We start from the raw sequence: 20765 nt of genomic DNA, 5'->3' as shown, positions 1-20765 counted from the left end.
ACAATCAGTTTCTTGGAGCTGGGTTGGCCTTAAATTGGGCACAATTAGCGCTTAGATAGCGCAGGAGCAGACTGGGAGTTATGCAATGAACGTTGAGCAGATCATCAAGATGATTACCCGAACCATCATGCGCCGTGTGGTGAATGGTGGCATTAATGCAGGCATCAGTGCGGTGTCTGGCAAAGGCCAAAAGCAGGCACAGAATGGCAATGAACATGGTGGCGGACGGCCTGCACAGGGCCAGAACGGTGCCAAGCAAGCCAAGCAGGCCATGCGCATGATGCGCCGCATGAACAAGATGTAAGAGCGCCTAGGCGCTCTTGAAATGTTTGGAAAGTTTCAGGCCCTGGCCCTGATAGTTTGACGCGATGCCCGCACCATAAAGTTGGTCGGGCACGTCGGCCATACGTTCATAAACCAGCCGACCAACCACTTGCCCATGTTCCAGAACGAAGGGGGCTTCGTGGCAGCGCACTTCGAGCACGCCACGGGAGCCGGTGCCACCAACTGCGCCGTGACCAAAACCCGGGTCAAAGAACCCTGCGTAGTGGACCCGAAACTCACCGACCATAGCCAAGAATGGTGCCATTTCAGCCGCATAGGCAGGCGGAATGTGCACGGCTTCGCGACTCACCAGAATATAGAACGCGCCGGGATCGAGGATGATTTTTCCGTCAGACGCGTGCAATTCTTCCCAATAATCTGCAGGGTCGTAGTGACCGATGTTGTCCAGATCGATAACGCCGGTATGCGGTTTGGCGCGGTATCCCACAAGCGTGCCGGTCGCCGGTTGCAAATCGACAGAGAACCCGAGGCCGTCGTCAATCACCGCCTCGCCGTCCACCAGCGGGCTTCGGTCGTGCAGGGTGCGCAGATCGGCGTCGGTCAGCGTGCTTTGGCCTTTGCGGAACCGGATCTGGTTCAGGCGCATGCCCGGACGCACAAGCACAGAAAAGCTGCGCGGGCAGATTTCCGCATAAAGCGGGCCGCTATAGCCCGCGTTGATGCGGTCAAATTCGGTGCCGCCATCGGTGATGGTGCGGGTCAGAAGGTCAAGCCGTCCGGTTGAGCTTTTGGCGTTGGCAACGGCTTGCACATCGTCAGGCAGGGCGAGGCTTTCCATCAAAGGCACAACGTAAACGCAGCCCTTTTCCAGTACGGCGCCGTCGGTCAAATCGATGCGGTGCATTTCAAATTCGGACAACCGGTCGGTGACAGAGCGATCCTGGCCCGACAAAAATGAAGCGCGCACGCGGTAGGCGACAGCGCCAAGCCGCAAATCCAGCGAAGCCGGTTGCACCTGACCTTCGGCAGGAGGGTGCGTGACCGAAATCTCACCAGATGTCAGCATAGTCTCAATGGTTTGGCTTGGTAAAACGCCAGTCATCGTCGTCCCCCCGGATACAAAAAACGCCCGGGCCTTGCGGCACACGGACGGTTTTTAGTGGTCGGGCTAGCAGGACTCGAACCTGCGACCTTCCGTCCCCCAGACGGACGCGCTACCAGGCTGCGCCATAGCCCGACGATGGGCTGTTCATAACGAAATTGCGGGCGGGGGCAAGTCAAAAATAACAACTTTTCTCAGGCCTGTATGGTTTCCTGAGGCGCCTCAAAGAGGGTTTGGAAACGGGCGACCAGTTCGTTGGCCTCGTTGGCCTGAGCCGGGTGGATATGCGTGGCTCTGCGCAGGAGTTCAAGGAAGTCTTCGAGCACTTCGTCAGGATCGCGGGCCGTGTCTTCAACGGGGGCACCGGCCTCCGGTTCGACTACGGCAGCGTCCGGTGTCTGGGTGGCAACCACGCTTTCCGCTTCGGTCTCTGCTGGTGCCACATCAGACCCGATGTCCTCGAGGGAATCGGATTCAGCAGCAGTCGCCGGCGCATCAACCAGCGGTGCCGCAGATGGGTCTGCGGCCTCTGTCGGGGCGTCTTCAGACGCGGAGGCTGCGGGTTCAACGCTTGCGGCCGAGCTGTCGATCTCTGCGCCGTGCGTCTCATCCAAGGAATGTGACAGCGAGGAGACGTATTTGATGCCTTCCTCTCGCAGCAGTTTTTGCGCGCCTTTGATGGTCAGACCGTCATCGTGCAACAACTTTTTTATGCCGCCCAAAAGCAGCATGTCCTGTGGACGGTAATAGCGGCGGCCGCCGGCGCGTTTTACGGGTTTGACCTGAGAAAACTTGCTTTCCCAGAACCGCAAAACATGCGCCTGAATGTCGAGCCACTCGGCGACTTCGCTTATGGTGCGAAACGCATCGCGGGATTTGGCCATACCTGCCGCCTCAAGGTTGAACGGTTACTTTTTATTGCCAGCCGCTACGCGATCTTTCATCAGATGCGAAGGCCGGAAAGTCAGGACGCGGCGGGGGTTGATCGGAACCTCCTCGCCAGTTTTTGGGTTGCGACCAACGCGTGCGGCCTTGTCGCGCACGCTAAAGGTGCCAAACGAGGAGATCTTGACCTGTTCGCCGCGCACCAGCGCGTCAGACATATGGTCGAGCACGCTCTCTACCAGTTGCGCCGAGTCATTGCGGGACAGGCCCACTTCGCGAAAAACGGCTTCACTGAGATCCATGCGGGTCAATGTCTTGTCGGTCATCTTCTCCCCCTTTTTTCAATGTATTGTGGGAGAATAGGGGAAAGGGAAATTCCGAGTCAATGACAGAAGGGATGCGCAGGCGATTATCTGCGAGTTTCCACAATGGGTTAGGAGGGTTTTCTGCGTCAAAGGCAGATGATTTTACCAGCGTAGGGCGACGGCACCCCATGCCAGACCACCGCCAATGGCTTCCGCAACAAGCAAGTCGCCCTTTTTGATTTTGCCTTGCGCAACGCCCACCGACATCGCCAAAGGGATGGAGGCCGCAGAGGTGTTGCCGTGGTCCTGAACCGTGACAATCACACGCTCCATCGGTACGCCAAGTTTTTTGGCGGTGCCCTGAATAATTCGGATGTTGGCCTGATGAGGGACAATCCAATCAACAGCGCTGTCGTCCAAGTCAACCTTGCTCAGAGCCGCTGTTGCGGTTGAAGCAAGCTTTTCAACGGCTTGGCGGAAAAGGGGATTTCCTTGCATGCGCAGTTTTCCGGATGTGCCGGTCGAGCTGACGCCTCCGTCGACATACAGCATGTCGCGGTAACGGCCGTCGCTGTTAAGGTCGCTGGAAAGCACGCCGCGGTCCTGAGTGGTTCCGCTTCCGGCTTGCGCCTCAAGGATCAGGGCACCGGCACCGTCACCAAACAGCACGCAGGTTGCGCGGTCTGTCCAGTCCATGATGCGTGAAAAAGTTTCTGCGCCGATTACCATCACGCGTTTCGCCTGTCCGGAGACAACGAGAGCGTTGGCGTTGGTAAGCGCATAGATAAATCCGGCGCAGACAGCTTGCACGTCAAAGCCAAAGCCGCGGGTCATGCCAATTTTTTCTTGAATCATGGTAGCAACAGACGGAAACGTCAGATCCGGAGTTGAAGTGGCGACAACAATGGCGTCGATATCATCCGGCGCCAGACCCGCGCTCTTGAGCGCAGCTGTTGCCGCATGCGCGCCCAGCATAGAGGTGGTTTCCCCCTCGGCTGCAAAGTGGCGACGCTCAATGCCTGAGCGTGAGCGAATCCATTCGTCTGTGGTGTCGAGTGTTTGCTCAAATTCCGAGTTGGGAACGACCCGTTCCGGCAAGTAGTGGCCAACGCCAATCACTACGGCGCGTGTCGTCATATCGGTGCCTAGCTTTTTTGTTATTCGTTTTCGTCGGCCGAAGTCGACGTTGGGTCATCTTGCGGCAGGGATACAGCGGATGCAACCCGCGCCGCAAGCCTTTCTGAAAAGCCGGACTGCCCCAGTTTGAAAGCGAGTTTGACGGCTGCGCTGACACCGGTCGCATCAGAGGACCCGTGAGATTTCACGACCGTGCCGTTCAGGCCAAGGAAAACGCCTCCGTTCACACGCCGCGGGTCGATGCGTTTGTTCAGGCGGTTCAAGGAGGTATAGGCCATAATCGCGGCGAGGCGCGAAAGAGGTGAAAACTTGAAAGCTTCGCGCAGCTGCGCGCCAATCATGGCTGCCGTGCCCTCGCCGGTTTTTAGCGCCACGTTGCCAGTGAAACCGTCAGTCACGATCACGTCCACTTTGTCGCCGGGCAAGTCGGTGCCTTCGACAAAGCCGACAAATTCGAAATTGGAGCCATCCGCGTTGCGCGCCATCAAATCATGCGCGGCTTTCAGTTCGGCGCGGCCTTTGTGTTCTTCGGTGCCGACGTTCAAGAGGCCAACGCGGGGGGTGGCCACTTCCATGCCGTTGCGGGCGTATGAGGCCCCCATAAGCGCGTATTGCAGCAGGTCGCCTTCGTCTGCGCGAATGTCCGCGCCACCATCCAGAAGAATGTTGAACCCTTGCGGGTTCGTGCTTGGCCACAACACCGCGATCGCCGGACGATTCACGCCGGGCAACTTGCGCAAACGCACAACCGAAAGCATCATCAGAGCGCCTGTGTTGCCGCAGCTGACGACTGCGGCGGCTTCGCCATTGCGCACGGATTCGATGGCAGACCACATTGACGTGGATTTGCCTTGGCGCATCACCTGAGAGGGTTTGGCATCCATTGAAGCAATATCGGGCGCGTCGCGAAACTCCACCCTGCCTTCCAGATTGCGTTTGCGCGCCACCAGGGCGCGCAGCTGCTCTTCTGGTCCGTGCAGAATGAATGCGATCTCGGGATTTTTTTTCGCAGAAAGCGAAATGCCGGCAACAATAGCTGCCGGCCCGCGGTCGCCACCCATGGCGTCAACGGAGATCACCGTGCGCCCGGTGTCGGAGTTTGCAGTTTGAGTCAAACCTGACATACGGGCGCGGATCTCAATTGTTTATGCTGCGTCGTCGTCCAGGTCGACATCGTCAACCATAGCCACGACTTCACGGTCGTCATAGTGGCCGCAGGACGCACACACATGGTGAGGGCGTTTAAGCTCGCCACAGTTTGGGCATTCGTTAGGGTTGCCGGCAACCAGCGCGTCATGTGCACGGCGGTTGTTGCGGCGCGATTTCGATACTTTGTTCTGCTGGACAGCCATTGTCGCAACCTTCGATATATTGGGGCGTCGAGCCCGTTTCCGTAAGCGTCTCGGGGCAATACGCGGTCCGCGTGCCCGAGTCGACATGTAATTCCTAATGAGCGCGCGAAAATACTGCTATTTCTGCGCGGCGCAAGCCCTATTCGTCCTCTGCTGATCCGAGTTTGTCCCGAAGAGCAGCAAGTGACGCGAAGGGGCGCGCCTCTTGGTCGGTCATGGCCTGTTTTCCAGGCTCAGTAAAGACCGCATTCTCCATTTCCGCATTATTGGCGCGGGGAAATTGCGGGAGATACAGCGCCAATGCTTCGTAAAGCACGGCGGAGATGTCTATTTCGCTGCCCAAAAGCTCGGCGTTCTCGTCTTCCGGCATTTCGACTTCTTCGTCTTCGGGCTGGTCCGGTACTTGAGCGAGATAATGCCGTTCGATGGAGGTTTCCAGCCGCGTGGTCACCGGATTGAGGGTGACTACGCAGGATTGAACCACAGTGGCGCCGAGACGGGCAGTAAGAGTCCAGTCAGTCTTGCCCTCGGCCTGAATGGTGCCGATCAACGTGGTTTTACGCAGGTCAAGCAGGTCAAAGTCGGCAGCAATCTTCGCCAACTCCGCCTTGGTGGGGCGAAGCTCAAACGGCTGCGGCTGATTCTGCGGCAGGGCGCGGACCTTGAAGACAGGTCCCAATTTGGAAGTGTTTTGCATTTGCTTACATTCTTGAACCGATGGCGTTCATTCTGTAAGCGAGATAGAAGGCCGTGAGGGCCAAGACAAGAGGGCAGGGATGGCACGAGGCAATAAAGCGATAAAATACGCGGTTTTAGGGGTGCTATTGGCCACCTCGGTCGCGTGTACGACGCGTTTTCGTAATCACGGCTATGTGCCCAGCGAGGCCGAGCTTGCTGAAATTGCGTTGGGCGCGGACACCAAAGATTCGATTTCTGAGACGATAGGATCGCCATCAGCGTCCGGGATGTTGTCAGATTCGTCGTATGTTTATGTTCGCACGAGAATTAAACACTACGGCGGACGTGCGCCGCAGGTGGTTGAGCGTCAAGTGGTGGCAATTGGGTTTGACCAGCGCGGCATCGCCCGCAATGTCGAACATTATGCCTTGGCAGATGGTCAGGCTGTGCCGCTCACACGTCGGATCACCGACAATGGCATTCAGAGAAGCAGTTTCCTGAGGCAGCTGTTGGCGAACATCGGCAACTTTGATCCTTCGTCGTTGACCACTCAGTAGCGGTTTATCTAAGGCTTTGAGCGAATTGTCATTCGGATACAACATCCGTCTGGTATGCTCGTGTTGGAGTTTCAGGAATGAGCCGAACATGGTGACGTTGAACAAAGGACGCTATCGGGCAAGGATAACTGAGGCGGCAGCGGATATTGATGCTGCGCAAAGGTTGCGTCATCGCGCATTTTTTGGCGTCGTTGGCGGTCCGGTTGATCAGGACGTGTTTGATTTAGCGTGCAGCCATATCCTTGTTGAAGAACGCGTCACGGGCGTGTTGGTGTGTTGTTTCAGATTTCTGCATCTCAGCAACGGCGCCGCAATCGATCAATCCTATTCGGCACAGTTCTATGAGTTGGCCGCATTGCGAGATTTTGATGGTCCGATGATCGAAATGGGACGGTTCTGCATCCATCCTGATTGGACAGATCCCGACATTTTGCGTGTGGCCTGGGGCGCGATGACCGCTTATGTCGATGAAAATGGCATTGAAATGCTATTTGGGTGTTCGTCATTTGAAGGCACGGACGAGGGCCAGTATCTGGATGCGTTTGCCATGTTGCGGGATCGCTATATCGCGCCAAAACGATGGCTGCCTAGGGTGAAGGCACCCAAAGTGTTTCGCTTTGCCGCGCGGTTGCGACGCAAGCCGAATCTAAAGCTGGCCCAAATGCACATGCCCCCTTTGTTGCGCACGTATCTTTTGATGGGCGGATGGGTCAGCGATCACGCCGTTGTGGATCAAAAAATGAACACGTTGCATGTGTTTACCGGTTTGGAAATAAAGGCAATTCCCCCGGGACGTAAGCGTCTTTTGCGGGCAATCAGTACCTGAAACATTGGTCACCTGGCCGTGGAAATTTCACCAGAAGCCTGCTGTTTGGTTGACGCTTGCGGCGAGGCGGGCTAGCGCATCTGCATGGCACGTATACCTCTTTTGCAGATGAGCGACATCTCCCTGACGTTTGGCGGAGATCCGATTTTTGACCAGCTTGGGCTGGTGGTTCAACCTGGTGACAGGGTGGCTCTGGTGGGCCGCAACGGATCGGGAAAATCCACTTTGATGAAAGTCATGGCTGGATTGGTCGAGCCGGATCGGGGCGACATCGTCGTGCCGAGTGGAATCAGTGTCGGATATATGGATCAAGATCCTGATATGTCCGGATATTCTACGCTTGGAGAGTTTGCGTCGGCCGGGCTGGAGCCGGGCGAAATGTATAAAGTCGAGCGGGCTGGCGAAGGGTTGAAGTTTGATCCGGAAAGGCCGGTTGAAACCGCCTCGGGCGGGGAGCGTCGTCGGGCGGCCTTGGCGCGGCTTATGGCTGAGGCTCCGGACTTGATGTTGCTGGATGAGCCCACCAATCACTTGGACATTGAAGCAATTGGCTGGCTTGAGGAAGAGCTAAAGGCGACGCGCGCGGGGTTTGTTTTGATAAGCCACGACCGCGCATTTTTGCGTGAGCTTAGTCGCGCAACGCTTTGGATTGATAGAGGAATGGTGCGTCGACAAGAAAAAGGATTTGAAGCCTTTGAAGTCTGGCGGGACAAGATTTGGGACGAAGAAGACACGGCGCGGCACAAGATGGATCGCAAGATCAAGTCCGAAGCCCGCTGGGCCGTGGAAGGCATCAGTGCGCGGCGCAAACGCAATATGGGGCGGGTGCGTGCGCTGAAGGACTTGCGCAGCGAACGCGCCTCGATGATCCGCAGACAAGGCGCAGCGGCGATGGCGCTTGAGGCTGGACCCAAGTCCGGGAAAAAAGTCATTGAAGCCAAGGAGGTATTCAAGGCTTTTGACGGAAATCCGATCGTGCAGAATTTCTCTCTGACCATTCAGCGCGGCGATCGCGTGGCCTTTGTTGGCCCGAATGGAGTTGGCAAGACCACCTTGATCAAGATGCTGATGGGGGACGAGACGCCAGATGCCGGAACCGTGGTTTTGGGCACGAATCTCTTGCCTGCAGTATTCGATCAGGCGCGGGCGCAATTGGACCCTAACATGACACTTTGGGACAGCCTGACAGGTGATCCCGACATGCGGGTTTCGGGCAAGGCGGATCAAGTGATGGTGCGCGGACAACCACGACATGTCGTTGGATACCTTAAAGAATTTCTGTTTGACGATGGGCAGGCGCGGGCGCCTGTTCGGTCTTTGTCAGGTGGTGAGAAAGCGCGGTTGTTGCTGGCCAAGCTGATGGCGAAGGAAAGCAATCTTTTGGTCATGGATGAGCCGACAAACGACCTGGATGTGGAAACGCTCGATCTGCTGCAAGAGTTGTTGGACGACTATGACGGAACCGTTTTGTTGGTAAGCCACGACCGTGATTTTCTGGATCGGGTTGCGACCACGACGGTCGCAATGGAGGGCAATGGCCGTACGGTAGTATATGCGGGCGGCTGGTCGGATTATCGATCCCAGAGACAGTCGGATGAGAATGATAAAAAAGTAGAAAAAACAAAGACTAAGACGGAGAAGGTAAAGCAGGATAAGGCCCAAAAAGAGGGGCTGAACTTTACCGAAAAACACCGCCTTGAAGCGCTGCCGGCGATCATGGAACGTCTGGAAGCGGAAATTGCCAAACTGGAAGTTTTCATGGCGGATCCGGAGCTGTTTAGCAAAGAACCAGTTAAGTTTCAGAAGGCCACGGAGGCGCTTGTCGAGCGCCACACGGCCTTGGCAGAGGCCGAGGAAGAGTGGCTGATGCTGGAAGAAAAGGCCGAAGGATAGGCCTTCGGTATCGCGTCGGTATTGCGTCTGCATCACGACGGTGACGTTGCGATGCGCGTTAGTACGTGAGTTGACCTGCGGGTCCCGCCTCCTTTGGATGTCCCCAAGGAGGACGCCATGGGACATATTGGGAAACATGTGACGCTGGATGCGCCAGCATTCGTGCACGAGAGCGCGCTGCTTTATGGGAAAGTTCATGTAGGCAAGGGCGCGTCGATCTGGCCGCATGTGGTGACGCGGGCTGAGGTCTTTGAGATCAGAATCGGTGCGCGCAGCAATATTCAGGACTTTGTGATGATCCATGTGGGCATGGGCACGCCGACCATCGTTGGCGAGGATTGCTCGATCACCCATCGTGTTACGTTGCATGGTTGTGAAATCGGCGACCGATGCCTGATAGGAATTGGCGCAACCATTATGGACGGGGCCAAGATTGGGGCGAATTCGATTGTCGCCGGTCATGCCATCGTGTCGGAAGGATCGGTCCTTCCGGAAAATTCGGTCATTGCCGGCGTGCCGGCCAAAGTTGTGGCGACGCGTGATGCTGGTGCGGCCAATCTTGCAAACGCGAAATTTTATGAGATGAACGCGCGCAATTTTGCGCAAGGGCAGGATGTGTTTTCAAACATCCAGCTTGGGGAATTGGGGCAGCTGTTCAAAGGCTGAACGCTGCCCCAACCTATTGTCTTTAAGGCACTGTGAAGAAGATCGCTTCGCCTGGGCCGAGCGGCAAGCCGGCGAAAGCCCAGAGCAGGAACAGTACCGTCCAGCCCAGCATGAAGGAGATCGAGAACGGCAGCATCAGCGATACCAGAGATCCGATGCCAAAGCCGGGGCGGTATTTCGCACCCACAGTGATGACAAACGCGAAGTAGGTCATCAGCGGTGTGATCAGGTTGGTTGAGCTGTCCCCGATGCGATAGAGCATTTGGGTTGCCGCTGGTGTGATCCCGACAGTCATCATCACCGGTACGAAGATCGGTGCCAGAATGGCCCATTTGGCCGAGGCAGACCCCATGAAGAGGTTGATGAAGCCCGACAGAACCACAAAGCCAAAGATCAACACGATCAGTCCGCCTGTGCTGTCTGCTGGCATTTTCTCAAGCAGTTCCGCACCCTGCATGGCAATAACGATGCCGATGTTGGAGGCGTTAAAGTAGGCGATGAACTGCGCCATGAAGAACACCATGACGATGAAACCAGCCATCGAGACAGTGGCCTTTTCCATCGTGCGGACAAAGTCGGCGCCGTTTGCAAAGGCACCTATGGAACGGCCATAGACCAGACCTGGGATCAGGAAGAAGAAGAACAGCATCGTGACGATGATCTGCGTGTGAAACAGCGGAGCATGGGTCAGGTTTACAGAGCCGTAACGCGCCACCAGAGCCTCTACCGTTTCAGGCGGCAGGGTTGCTGTGGAGAAAACGCCCAAAAGCGGGATGTTGCTGTCCACGGGAATGGCGGTGCAGACAATGACGGCTATGTAGGCGAGGGCGGCAAGGCCGGCCTTGCGCAGGGCGCGGGTTTCATCGGCGCTGATGCCGTCGGGCATGGCCGGAACATCGGCGCTTTCAGGCGGTGAATAGGTGCCCAAGTGAGGCTCGACAATGCGCTCAACAACCAACGTGCCTATCAAAACCACAAAGAATGTGGAGACGATCAGAAAGTAGTAATTCATCGTCGCAATGTTCATGGTCGCGGCAAAGTCGGTGCCAAGCAGACCGTCGCCAATTGCGGCAGCGGGCTGTGTAAAGCCGCCGAGCAGCGGGTCAAGCGAGGTGATGACAAGATTGGCAGAGAAGCCACCCGACACACCCGCGAAGGCGGCTGCAAGGCCAGCCAGAGGGTGGCGGCCAAGACCCCAGAATACCAAGGGTCCCAATGGGATAAGCACGAAGTATCCCGCGTCTGCTGCGATGTTGGCCATCACACCGGCAAAAACCACAGTGGGCGTTACCAGATAAGCGGGAACCGAAGTCACAAGTTTGCGAATGGTGGCGCCGATCAGGCCGCTGTGTTCTGCAACACCGATGGCGATCATGATCACCACGACCATGCCAAAGGGTGCAAAGTTCACAAAGTTGGGTGTAAGGGTGTTGAAGAGATACTGCCAACCGGAGTCGTAGGTTGCGTAGACCTGACCGTTTCGGGGGTTTTGCAACTCGATAGGCGCGTTGCCAATCAGATTGTTGATTTCATAAAGGCCAGTGGGCGTTTCGACCGACATCCCAAGAGCGGAGAAGATGGCGGTCAGGGCCAGAATAAACAAAGTCAGGCCGATGAACAGAATTGTGGGGTGTGGAAGTCGGTTGCCCAGTGCCTCGATCATCCCAAGAAAGCGCTGCATTGCGCTCTTCTTGGCGGGGTCATTTGCGTCGGTCATTTAACGGTCCTTTTCGCACAAATCTGGAAAGCCAAATGTGCAGTTTCGAATATGTCACCGCATCGCCGAACGTAGGATAGCGGCGACCCGGCTGCGTTGCCGTGCCTAATCAACTGGGTCTATCAAGACCAGCTGGGTCGCAAAAATCAAGTTTTGCTATATCGCGCGTTCCGGTGGTTTTGGTAGCGGCGGAAATATGTCTTCACAAATTGGAATGTGAAACGGGACGGGAATGCGCTAAAACTGGCTGATTGTGGCACTGGTCTCAGCGTTTTCTTGCTTCTTGATCAGTGCCGGCGGCCGTCGGTCGTTGTTGACCATGGTTTTGAGCGATTTATGGCGATGTGAACAGCAGCCTCTTGCGAGGATCGCGACGCAAAAAAAGGGCGCCTCGAGAGGCGCCCAATCGTTTCACTGTCCAGTACTGCGGTTAGGCAGAGCGCGGGGCCGTTTGTGTGTCGGCCCCTGCGCTGATTAGCAGCTGTAGTACATGCCAAACTCAACAGGGTGAGGCGTGTGCTCATAGTGCTCAACTTCGCCCATCTTGAGTTCGATGTAGCCTTCGATCTGGTCTTTGGTGAACACGTCACCGGCCAGAAGGAAGTCGTGATCGGCCTCTAGGCATTCCAGCGCTTCGCGCAGGGAGCCACAAACTGTCGGGATACCGGCCAGTTCTTCGGCAGGCAGATCATACAAGTTCTTGTCCATGGCTTCGCCGGGATCGATCTTGTTTTTGATGCCGTCAAGGCCAGCCATCAGCAGAGCTGCGAAGCAGAGGTAAGGGTTCGCCGACGGATCGGGGAAGCGGGCTTCTACGCGCTTGGCTTTGGGCGATTCAGTCCAAGGAATACGGACACAGCCGGAGCGGTTACGTGCCGAGTAGGCGCGCAGAACGGGGGCTTCGAAACCAGGGATCAAACGCTTGTAGGAGTTTGTCGACGGGTTGGTGAAGGCGTTCAGGGTCTTGGCGTGCTTCAGGATGCCGCCAATGAAGTAAAGCGCTTCCTGAGACAGGTCAGCGTATTTGTCGCCAGCAAAGAGCGGTTTGCCGTCTTTCCAGATGGACATGTTCACGTGCATGCCGGTGCCGTTGTCGCCGTAGATCGGCTTGGGCATGAAGGTTGCGGATTTGCCGTAAGCATGCGCCACGTTGTGGATCACGTATTTGTATTTCTGCAGCTCGTCGGCCTGTTTGGTCAGGCTGTCAAAGATCAGGCCCAGTTCGTGCTGACAGGACGCCACTTCGTGGTGGTGTTTGTCAGTTTTCATACCCAGACGCTTCATGGTGGAGAGCATCTCGGAGCGCAGGTCGTGGCTGTCATCAGTTGGGTTGACCGGGAAGTAGCCGCCCTTGATGCCCGGGCGGTGGCCCATGTTGCCCATTTCGTATTCGGTGTCTGTGTTCCAGGAGCCGTCGATCGCATCAACTTCGTAAGATACTTTGTTGATTTTATTTTCAAAACGAACGTCGTCAAACAGGAAGAATTCTGCTTCTGGGCCCATGTAGGCCACATCACCGATGCCGGAAGACTTGAGGTAAGCCTCGGCTTTTTCGGCGGTGCCGCGTGGGTCACGCTCGTAGGATTCACCTGTGTCGGGCTCAACGATGGAGCAGTGGATGCAGATGGTTTTCTCGGCGTAGAACGGATCAACATAGGCCGACGTGGTGTCGGGGATCAGTTTCATGTCGGAGTTTTCGATCGACTTCCAGCCTTCGATGGACGAGCCATCGAACATGAAGCCTTCTTCGAGGAAGTCTTCGTCAACCAGGTCAACGTCTACGGTTACGTGCTGAAGCTTGCCGCGGGTGTCGGTGAAACGGATGTCCACATAGGCCGCGTCTTCGTCTTTGATCAGCTGGAGAACTGCATCTGCGCTCATTCTCTATGTTCCTTCTGATATGTTTGGAAACGGTTGGTTTAAAGGCGAATTACAGCGCGTCAGCGCCAGATTCACCGGTACGAATGCGAATGGCTTGCTCAACCGGAGAGACAAAAATTTTGCCGTCGCCGATTTTGTCGGTCTTTGCCGCGCCGACGATTGCCTCAATAGCGCCGTCAACCTGATCGTCTTCGAGGACAACCTCGATTTTGACCTTGGGCAGGAAATCCACGACGTATTCCGCGCCACGGTAGAGTTCGGTGTGTCCCTTCTGGCGACCGAAGCCTTTGACTTCGACAACGCTCAGACCCTGGATGCCAAAATCCTGCAAGGCTTCTTTGACTTCATCGAGCTTGAACGGCTTGATGATGGCTTCGATCTTTTTCATGTGGAGACTCCTCCTCAGGTGACTGCTTGAAAACGGACAGATCACTTTCATTTCCGCGTCACAATTGGATAGGGTGACGCAGGGCCGCGCCGGAGGGTGGATTTTGGAGTGGTGATTAATAAATAGGCAGTATGGCGTGAAATTGCGCTGAATTGAATCGCAGGGTGCATTGGAAATGAGCGAACTTCTGACAGCCGCGCAAATGCGCGCCATTGAGCAGGCGGCGATTGAGTCGGGAGAGGTGACCGGTCTGGAGCTGATGGAGCGGGCCGGAACGGGTGTGGTTGAGGCGATTTTTGAGGAATGGCCGGAGTTGGTAAGCGAGGCGAGTGCCGAGCCGGGTTTGGCAAGGGAAGGGGGCTCTGCCCCCCGTCCGGCGGGGCCGGCCTCCCCCCGGGATATTTCTGGCAAGAGGAAGCGGGCGGTTGTGCTTTGTGGGCCCGGCAACAATGGCGGCGACGGATTTGTGGTGGCGCGGTTGTTGAAGGGGCGCGGCTGGGATGTGGAGGTGTTTCTTTATGGAGACGCCGAGAAGCTGCCGCCGGATGCGCGGGTGAATTATGAGCGGTGGTTGGAGTTGGGAGGTGTTCAGCCACTTACCAAGGAAACGTTCGAATTGCCGCATGCGAGGCATCGAGCGCTCTATGTTGACGCACTTTTTGGAACTGGTCTTGCCCGCGCAGTTGAAGGAGACGTTGCATGGCTCTTGTCTCAGATCAGATTGTCACTGTGGCCTTTTGAGCGATCTTTACGCGAAACGGAAAGATTTGTTGCGATCGACGTCCCGACGTCACTCTGCTCAGATAGCGGCAAATTACTTGTGGCGGAGAAGGATAGCCTCGCTCATTTTCGCGCTGACGTGACCGTCAGCTTCCATTCACCAAAACTTGGACATGTCATCGAAGGCGGTCCCGATTTGGTTGGCAAACTTGTTGTAAAGGGGATCGGCCTTCCTCATCGTTATGCGCCTGCCAAGATTGTCAAACTCGCCGATAATGTGCGGCAAGTTGGCAAAGAGGATTGGTGGCTGCACAAATACTCCCACGGCCACGCCCTCATCCTCTCCGGTGGCGCGGGCAAAACCGGCGCGGCGCGCCTTGCGGCGCGGGGGGCGTTGCGGGTTGGTGCGGGGCTGGTGACGTTGGGGGTGCCGCCTTCGGCGCAACAGGAAGTGGCCTGCCAGATCACGGCACTGATGCTCCAGCGGATTGGGGATGCGACAGCGCTGGATGTGGTTTTGGCAGATCAAAGGATCAATGCGTTGTGTCTGGGGCCGGGGATGGGCCTTGAGCGGGCGCGGGCGTTGGTGCCGATGGCCTTGGGTGCGAAACGCGCGACGGTGTTGGATGCGGATGCGTTGTCGGCGTTTGCGGAGAGGCCTGAAGAGCTGTTTGAGATGCTGCATGAAGATGTCGTGCTGACGCCGCATGGGGGCGAGTTTGCGCGGCTGTTCCCGGATATTGCGGAGAAGCTGGCGGCGGTGCCCACAAAGGGGCCGGCCTATTCCAAGGTGGACGCGACGCGCGAGGCGGCGGCGCGGGCGGGGTGTGTTGTGCTTTATAAAGGCGCGGATACGGTGATTGCGGACCCAAGCGGGCGCTGTTCGGTGAATGCGGCTGTCTATGAGCGGGCGGCGCCTTGGTTGGCCACGGCGGGGTCTGGTGATGTGCTGGCAGGCTTCATCACGGGGCTTTTGGCGCGGGGATTTGCGCCGATGGCGGCGGCGGAGACGGCGGCGTGGTTGCATGTGGAATGCGCGCGGGCCTTTGGGCCGGGGCTGATTGCCGAGGATTTACCCGAGGTTCTTCCGCAGGTCTTGCGGGGCCTTGAGGTGACGTGATTGCCGCGATAGGCCATATTGTGTTAGGGTTTTGTTAATCAAAAAAACATTCGGATCGAGCGGGTCCTAACACAATGACAGATTACAGTTTTTGGGCTCTTGGCGAGTCCCACGTCTCGGTTTCGGGCGGCGAACAGCTGGACGGCGTCTCGCAAGGGGACGGCTCTCATCTGGTTGGCGAGACAATCACCCTGAACGCAAGCGCGTGGGAACAAATCCACGTGAGTGACGGGGGCAGCGACAGCAACTTTGACGACAACGATGGCAATCAGCGACTGGACGGCGCGCAAACGTTTGATGGCGCAACCTATGGTGACGACACACGTATTGAGGCCGAATACGAGTTTATCCTGCAAGATCCGGCGACGGGTTTGACGTATCGCGTGGTGTCTGTGAACTTCCGTAACTCGTCGCCAGCTTACGGCACCATTGAGGGGTTGGCGTTTGTTGGCGAATTTCCTCCTGTTGGCGTGCCGTTGACAGTGATTTCCGCGCAAGAAGGGCCGAGTGGTGGTTCGGCGGTGGATCAAGGCAACATCGCCTCTCCGCCGTGTTTCACGCCTGGCACGCGTATTCGAATGAAGCGCGGGGAAAAACGGGTAGAGGACATCGTTGTTGGCGATGAGGTCATGACGCTGGATCGCGGGCCTCAGACTGTGCGTTGGGTTGGCCATGTCGAGGTGTCTGAGGACGTTTTGCGCACGCGCCCCGAGTTTCGGCCAATCCTGATCCGCAAAGGCGCATTGGGTGTGATGATGCCGGAGCGCGACATGATGGTGTCGCCACAGCATCGCATTTTGCTGGGCGGCTGGCGGGCCGAGTTGATCTGTGGTGAGCCACAGGTTCTGGCGGCAGCAGCGCATCTGGTGGATGGCGACGGGGTGCGGGTGGCCGATAGCGCGCGCATGGTGACCTATGTGCATTTGCAATTGGACCGGCACGAGATTTTGCTGTCAGACGGGGTGCCGACCGAAAGCCTGAACCCGGGAGAGGTCGCGATGAGTGCTTTGCCTGAGGCTTCCAAAGCGGAGCTTAGGGCGTTGTTTCCCGAGCTTGAAGAGGGGCCGGCCTGCGCGCCCGCGCGGCCTTTGGCGTATCGACGTGAGGTGGAAGCGATTTTGGCGACGGGGTGATCCTGCCAAAATGTCGACAACAAACACATGGTCGCGCGATTTCCTCTCGCATCCCCCAAAAAGCTTTGCTAAGAGGCGCGGAGATGCGGGTGTGGCGGAATTGGTAGACGCACCAGATTTAGGTTCTGGCGCCGCGAGGCGTGGGGGTTCGAGTCCCTTCACCCGCACCACTTTTCTACGAAAAAGATGAATTCGCGTCGGCTCGGCGGACAGGTCGGCCTATTCTGCGAAATGCAGGCCAGCGATCAGGTGGCGCAGGCCGAGTGCGGCGCCGACCATGATGGCGATGAACGTGACCGGGGCACTGTAGGACAGCACCGAAAAAGCAGACAGGCCCTGACCGACACTGCAGCCCATGGTGAGAATTGCGCCCGGACCCATAAGTGCAGCACCAAACATTTGGCGTTTGAGTTCTCGCGGATCATCGCAGGCCTCCCAGCGGAAGTGACCTTTGCGGATGGAGCCAAGGAAAGCGCCAAACACCACGCCAACCACGGAGCCGACGCTGAAGGAGAGCATATTTCCGGAGGCGGTCATCGCGTAGTAGATGGTGTCGCCAATCGGGGCGGCAAAAGAGTGCGATTCCACAGGTTCGTTGCCAAAACCGACGTTGGCGACCCAGTAAGTGCCGACCCAGCCGGACACGATCACGGCGCCAACGGCGACGCCCCATAGGATCATCATCGGCGACGTCAGCATGCGTTTTGACGCAAGTGAGACTGCAAGAATGGCACCGCCCGCCAAAAGGCCCGTGAACAAGGGCGAGAGGCCAAGTGTTGTTTTGAGGAGATGGGCGAAGCCTTGCGGATTGGCTGCGCCTTCCTCAACCGGGAAAAGCCAGATGCGGGCGTGGGCGAGTGGGCCGGACATCACCACATATGCGGACAGGCCCAGCACAATCACGATAACGAAGGCGCGAATGTCGCCACCGCCCAAACGGGCCAGCGCGCCGTACCCGCAGTTGCCGGACAGCGCCATGCCATAGCCAAACATCAGCCCGCCGACGATGGTGGCAATGGGATTCCAGACACGATCCAGATATGCGGCCTCGCCCGAAGCCATTGCGCCGGTGTGCATGGCGATATGGGTGCCGATAATGGCGATGCCGATGGCAACGCCCCACATGCGCATGCGCCTGTCATCTGAGGAATACAGCAGATCTTCGATGGCGCCGAGCGTGCAGAAACGTCCGATGCGGGCCGCCAATCCAAGCAGCATGCCTCCGAGCAATCCAAGTAGCGCGACCGCGTTGGCCTCGCCCAAAATATCCAGCATGCGGGCTCCTCCCCAGGACCGAATGCAAAAGGGAGCCGACCTTAGTCGTCTTTGCAGAAGAGGTCGTAGACAACCTCTATGATTTGCCGAGGACGGTCATCCGTCAAGCTATAGTAGATGGTTTTGCCGTCCCGACGGGGTTTCACCAACCCTTCAAGACGCAGGCGCGAAAGTTGCTGGGACACGGCCGCTTGTCGTGCGGCCAGCAAATCTTCGAGTTCGGTGACTGATTTTTCACCCGACGCCAGCTGACACAGGATCATCAGGCGGCCCTCGTGGCTGATTGCCTTGAGGAAATTGGACGCCAGTTGTGCGTTGGTCATCATCTTGGCCATATCCTCGGGGCAGGTGTTTTCATCAAACACCGGCAGGCGCGAGGGCGCGGGCTCTTGGGTGGAGGTCTGTAGCGGTTCAGTCATCTGTCATGTCCCGGAGTGGCGGGGTTGCGTATCTAGATCAATGTCGGCGCGTTCCAGCAATTTAGCAAGCAATCCCCAAAAGAAATCCTCGCCCGGGTAGCCCTCGATGCGACCAACTTCCTGATCGTCGACGACCAGAATAAAGGTTGGCGTATAGAGCACACGACCTGCGAACTCCACCTCGGGCTTGTCGGCGTGCAAGTCATAGCGCACCAGTGGCGCGGCGCGGCCTTCGGTGGTTTTGGGATAGATCGGCCCAATGTCGGCGTTCCATTGCGCGCAATACATGCAGCCTTTCTCCTCGGCCATGAGAAGATAAGCGTCTGCAAGCGCCGGAAACGGCAGTGAGACCAAAGCGCCAATAAGAAGCGATTGTATGGAACGCAGCACGCAACTCTCCCTGTTGACCTGAATTCACGAACAATCATAATCTAATATTTGAATTTATCAAGATTGGGCCTGCGATGTTCGACGTCACGTTTTTGGGAGCGCTTGCGGCGGGGCTGTTGTCCTTTGCGTCCCCCTGCATTTTGCCAATTGTGCCGTTCTACCTGAGTTATCTGGCGGGCGTGAGCATGTCGGAGATCTCGGACAGTGCCAAAATCTCGCCGCAAGTGCGGCGACGCGCGGTGCTGACGGCGATCTGTTTTGCATTGGGTGTGATCACGGTGTTCATGGGATTGGGCGCGACGGCGACAGTGTTTGGCCAGATGGTGCGCGAATATTTTGACGTGCTGCGCTGGTTGGCGGCGGCTTTGATCATAGTGATGGGATTGCATTTTCTTGGCGTGGTGCGGATCGGGTTTTTGTACCGACAGTTTCGCATGGACGCTGGCAACACCTCGAACGTGAGCTATCTGGGGGGCTATGTGATTGGGCTGGCCTTTGCCTTTGGCTGGACGCCCTGTGTGGGGCCGGTGCTTGCGGCGATCCTGTTCACGGCGGCGGGGCAGGAGAGTGCAGAGCAGGGTGCGGGTCTGTTGTTTGCCTATGGCGTCGGCATGACCCTGCCGTTTGTGGTGGCCGCGCTGTTTGTCGGGCCGTTCATGCGCTGGATGGCGCGGTTCCGGCGACACTTGGGCACGGTTGAAAAGATTATGGGCGTGTTTTTGATTCTGTTCGGCGTGTTGATCGCCACCAATTCGGTGAACGTTATTGCGCAATGGATGCTGGAAGTGGTTCCGTGGTTTGGTGGACTTGGGTGAGGGAGATTTTGAGATGAAACGTTTGGTGAAACGGATTGCCGCCGCCTTGGCCGTGGCGGCGCTGGCAGTGCCGGTATGGGCGGCCGAGCTGGGTGACGACGGATTGCACAAGGCAGATTGGATGCGCGACACGTTCAAAGATCTGCGCGAAGACCTTGAGGAGGCCAACGCGGAGGGCAAGCGCATGTTGGTGGTGATCGAGCAGCGTGGCTGCATCTATTGCAAGAAGATGCATGAAGAAGTGTTTGTGGTGCCGGCGGTCGCGAGCCTTTTGCGCGAGAGGTATTTTGTGATCCAGATCAACATGTTCGGCGATGTTGAAGTCACCGATTTCGACGGGGTTACCTTGCCGGAAAAGGATATGGTCAAACGCTGGGGGGCCTTGTTCACGCCGAACATGATTTTCCTGCCCGAAGAGGTGGCCGAAGACGTCACGGCACCGCAGGCCGCAGTTGCCAATATGCCGGGGGCTTTTGGCAAGTGGACAACGTTGAACCTGCTGAGTTGGGTGCTGGAAAAGGGGTATGACGGCGAGGAGCCGTTTCAGAAGTACCATGCCCGCAAATTTGCGGATCAGGGCGGCTGAGTTATGCTGCAAGCGCTGCAATTATGTTTCGTCAGGCGCAAGCCTCGCGCATGAATGCAAAAATTCATGTAATTGAATTTGTTGTTGCGTTCTCGTGATTGTGTGCCGTAGTCTACTGAGTAACACCGGAAGGAATCGTCTTGAGGAGGGCGCATGAAACGTGCATTTGGAGGAGCTGCGGTATTGGCTGTCTGTGCGGCAATGACGCAGGCAAGCGAGACCAAACCGACAGAAGTTGTGTTTGAGGATGGCGCGGTTGCGCAATCCCTGACTGGCGTGGCTGGCGACGTGGCCAGCGGCGAAAAGATCATGAACAAAGGCGCGGGCAACTGCATCGCCTGTCACGAGGTGACAGCGTTGAATATGTTGCCGTTCCATGGCGAAGTTGGCCCGATGCTGGACGGCGTCGCGGATCGCTGGACCGAGGCGGAACTGCGCGGGATCGTGGCGAACGCCAAGATGATGTTCGACGAGACCATGATGCCATCTTTTTACAAGACCGAAGGCTTTATTCGGCTGGGCAACGCATACAGCGGCAAAGCCCACGAGGGAGACGTTGTACCACTGTTATCTGCGCAGCAGATCGAAGATGTGGTCGCATACCTGATGACGCTCAAAGACGAGTGATTTCAAAG

General features: G+C 57.0%; 23 protein-coding genes and 2 tRNA genes. 11 read left to right on the top strand and 14 right to left on the bottom strand.

Features of this window, described 5'->3' with window-relative positions; translation table 11 throughout:
* The first annotated feature begins 85 nt into the window (after positions 1-85).
* Positions 86-304, top strand: a complete 219-nt coding sequence (locus tag SHIM_RS05675) for a hypothetical protein (protein ID WP_054001606.1) — start codon at positions 86-88, stop codon at positions 302-304.
* Positions 305-310: 6 nt separating this feature from the next.
* Here the strand turns inward: SHIM_RS05675 and SHIM_RS05670 are convergent, their stop codons facing one another.
* The 8 genes from SHIM_RS05670 to SHIM_RS05635 all read right to left on the bottom strand — a co-directional run bounded on the left by SHIM_RS05670 (position 311) and on the right by SHIM_RS05635 (position 5763).
* On the bottom strand, positions 311-1387 hold the full coding sequence (locus tag SHIM_RS05670) for a 2'-deoxycytidine 5'-triphosphate deaminase (RefSeq protein ID WP_054001605.1): 1077 nt from the start codon (positions 1385-1387) through the stop codon (positions 311-313).
* Positions 1388-1445: 58 nt separating this feature from the next.
* Positions 1446-1522, bottom strand: a tRNA-Pro gene (locus SHIM_RS05665).
* A 59-nt stretch (positions 1523-1581) separates the two neighbouring features.
* On the bottom strand, positions 1582-2271 hold the full coding sequence (locus tag SHIM_RS20510; RefSeq protein ID WP_082358285.1) for a MerR family transcriptional regulator: 690 nt from the start codon (positions 2269-2271) through the stop codon (positions 1582-1584).
* A 24-nt stretch (positions 2272-2295) separates the two neighbouring features.
* A complete protein-coding gene (gene ihfA / locus SHIM_RS05655) occupies positions 2296-2598 on the bottom strand; it encodes an integration host factor subunit alpha (protein WP_054001604.1) in 303 nt (100 codons plus the stop codon).
* A gap of 141 nt (positions 2599-2739) precedes the next feature.
* Entirely contained in the window at positions 2740-3714 is a 975-nt protein-coding gene (locus tag SHIM_RS05650) for a beta-ketoacyl-ACP synthase III (protein ID WP_054001603.1), read from the bottom strand.
* Between the two features lie 20 nt (positions 3715-3734).
* Positions 3735-4838, bottom strand: a complete 1104-nt coding sequence (gene plsX, locus SHIM_RS05645; RefSeq protein WP_054001602.1) for a phosphate acyltransferase PlsX — start codon at positions 4836-4838, stop codon at positions 3735-3737.
* Positions 4839-4859: 21 nt separating this feature from the next.
* The gene (gene rpmF, locus SHIM_RS05640) at positions 4860-5066 is read right to left on the bottom strand and encodes a 50S ribosomal protein L32 (protein ID WP_054001601.1); all 207 of its coding nucleotides are present in this window, start codon (positions 5064-5066) and stop codon (positions 4860-4862) included.
* Positions 5067-5205: 139 nt separating this feature from the next.
* Positions 5206-5763, bottom strand: coding sequence for a YceD family protein (locus SHIM_RS05635; protein WP_054001600.1), 558 nt, complete (start codon positions 5761-5763; stop codon positions 5206-5208).
* Positions 5764-5842: 79 nt separating this feature from the next.
* On the opposite strand from SHIM_RS05635, the gene SHIM_RS05630 reads away from it, so the two are divergent.
* The 4 genes from SHIM_RS05630 (at position 5843) to SHIM_RS05615 (ending at position 9686) form a co-directional block, all read left to right on the top strand.
* Positions 5843-6301 (top strand): outer membrane protein assembly factor BamE, encoded by a 459-nt coding sequence (locus tag SHIM_RS05630; protein ID WP_054001599.1) that lies wholly within the window; start codon positions 5843-5845, stop codon positions 6299-6301.
* 88 nt (positions 6302-6389) lie between these two features.
* Complete coding sequence (locus tag SHIM_RS05625; RefSeq protein ID WP_054001598.1) at positions 6390-7127, top strand: GNAT family N-acetyltransferase; 738 nt, start codon at positions 6390-6392, stop codon at positions 7125-7127.
* A gap of 84 nt (positions 7128-7211) precedes the next feature.
* Positions 7212-9020, top strand: coding sequence for an ABC-F family ATP-binding cassette domain-containing protein (locus tag SHIM_RS05620; RefSeq protein WP_054001597.1), 1809 nt, complete (start codon positions 7212-7214; stop codon positions 9018-9020).
* A 117-nt stretch (positions 9021-9137) separates the two neighbouring features.
* Positions 9138-9686 carry a gamma carbonic anhydrase family protein gene (locus SHIM_RS05615; protein WP_054001596.1) on the top strand — a complete coding sequence of 183 codons (549 nt, stop codon included), beginning with the start codon at positions 9138-9140 and terminating at the stop codon, positions 9684-9686.
* A 22-nt stretch (positions 9687-9708) separates the two neighbouring features.
* Here the strand turns inward: SHIM_RS05615 and SHIM_RS05610 are convergent, their stop codons facing one another.
* From SHIM_RS05610 to SHIM_RS05600, 3 genes are all read right to left on the bottom strand, one after another.
* A complete protein-coding gene (locus tag SHIM_RS05610; RefSeq protein ID WP_054001595.1) occupies positions 9709-11403 on the bottom strand; it encodes an AbgT family transporter in 1695 nt (564 codons plus the stop codon).
* 474 nt (positions 11404-11877) lie between these two features.
* Entirely contained in the window at positions 11878-13284 is a 1407-nt protein-coding gene (gene glnA, locus SHIM_RS05605; RefSeq protein WP_054001594.1) for a type I glutamate--ammonia ligase, read from the bottom strand.
* A gap of 49 nt (positions 13285-13333) precedes the next feature.
* Positions 13334-13672: a P-II family nitrogen regulator gene (locus SHIM_RS05600; protein WP_054001593.1), complete on the bottom strand. Its 339-nt coding sequence runs from the start codon at positions 13670-13672 to the stop codon at positions 13334-13336.
* Between the two features lie 175 nt (positions 13673-13847).
* Between SHIM_RS05600 and SHIM_RS05595 the strand changes: the two genes are divergently transcribed.
* The 3 genes from SHIM_RS05595 (at position 13848) to SHIM_RS05585 (ending at position 16815) form a co-directional block, all read left to right on the top strand.
* The gene (locus SHIM_RS05595) at positions 13848-15512 is read left to right on the top strand and encodes a bifunctional ADP-dependent NAD(P)H-hydrate dehydratase/NAD(P)H-hydrate epimerase (RefSeq protein ID WP_054001592.1); all 1665 of its coding nucleotides are present in this window, start codon (positions 13848-13850) and stop codon (positions 15510-15512) included.
* Positions 15513-15586: 74 nt separating this feature from the next.
* Positions 15587-16645 (top strand): Hint domain-containing protein, encoded by a 1059-nt coding sequence (locus SHIM_RS05590; RefSeq protein ID WP_054001591.1) that lies wholly within the window; start codon positions 15587-15589, stop codon positions 16643-16645.
* Between the two features lie 85 nt (positions 16646-16730).
* Positions 16731-16815, top strand: a tRNA-Leu gene (locus tag SHIM_RS05585).
* Positions 16816-16864: 49 nt separating this feature from the next.
* On the opposite strand, the gene SHIM_RS05580 is transcribed toward SHIM_RS05585, so the two are convergent.
* From SHIM_RS05580 to SHIM_RS05570, 3 genes are all read right to left on the bottom strand, one after another.
* Entirely contained in the window at positions 16865-17920 is a 1056-nt protein-coding gene (locus SHIM_RS05580; protein WP_054001590.1) for a YeeE/YedE family protein, read from the bottom strand.
* Between the two features lie 41 nt (positions 17921-17961).
* Positions 17962-18255 carry an ArsR/SmtB family transcription factor gene (locus SHIM_RS05575; RefSeq protein WP_152926485.1) on the bottom strand — a complete coding sequence of 98 codons (294 nt, stop codon included), beginning with the start codon at positions 18253-18255 and terminating at the stop codon, positions 17962-17964.
* Between the two features lie 87 nt (positions 18256-18342).
* On the bottom strand, positions 18343-18729 hold the full coding sequence (locus SHIM_RS05570; protein WP_446740597.1) for a hypothetical protein: 387 nt from the start codon (positions 18727-18729) through the stop codon (positions 18343-18345).
* 74 nt (positions 18730-18803) lie between these two features.
* Here SHIM_RS05570 and SHIM_RS05565 point away from each other — a divergent pair, with 74 nt between their 5' ends.
* The 3 genes from SHIM_RS05565 (at position 18804) to soxX (ending at position 20757) form a co-directional block, all read left to right on the top strand.
* On the top strand, positions 18804-19544 hold the full coding sequence (locus SHIM_RS05565; protein WP_054001588.1) for a cytochrome c biogenesis CcdA family protein: 741 nt from the start codon (positions 18804-18806) through the stop codon (positions 19542-19544).
* 13 nt (positions 19545-19557) lie between these two features.
* Positions 19558-20130 (top strand): SoxW family protein, encoded by a 573-nt coding sequence (locus SHIM_RS05560; protein ID WP_054001587.1) that lies wholly within the window; start codon positions 19558-19560, stop codon positions 20128-20130.
* A gap of 153 nt (positions 20131-20283) precedes the next feature.
* Positions 20284-20757, top strand: coding sequence for a sulfur oxidation c-type cytochrome SoxX (soxX, locus tag SHIM_RS05555; protein ID WP_054001586.1), 474 nt, complete (start codon positions 20284-20286; stop codon positions 20755-20757).
* The last annotated feature ends 8 nt before the right edge of the window (positions 20758-20765 follow it).

The sequence above is a fragment of the Shimia sp. SK013 genome (assembly GCF_001292625.1).
Classification (GTDB): Bacteria; Pseudomonadota; Alphaproteobacteria; order Rhodobacterales; family Rhodobacteraceae; genus Shimia.
The sequence above is the reverse complement of the archived record's forward strand: the minus strand, read 5'-3'. Positions and strand labels throughout refer to the sequence as shown.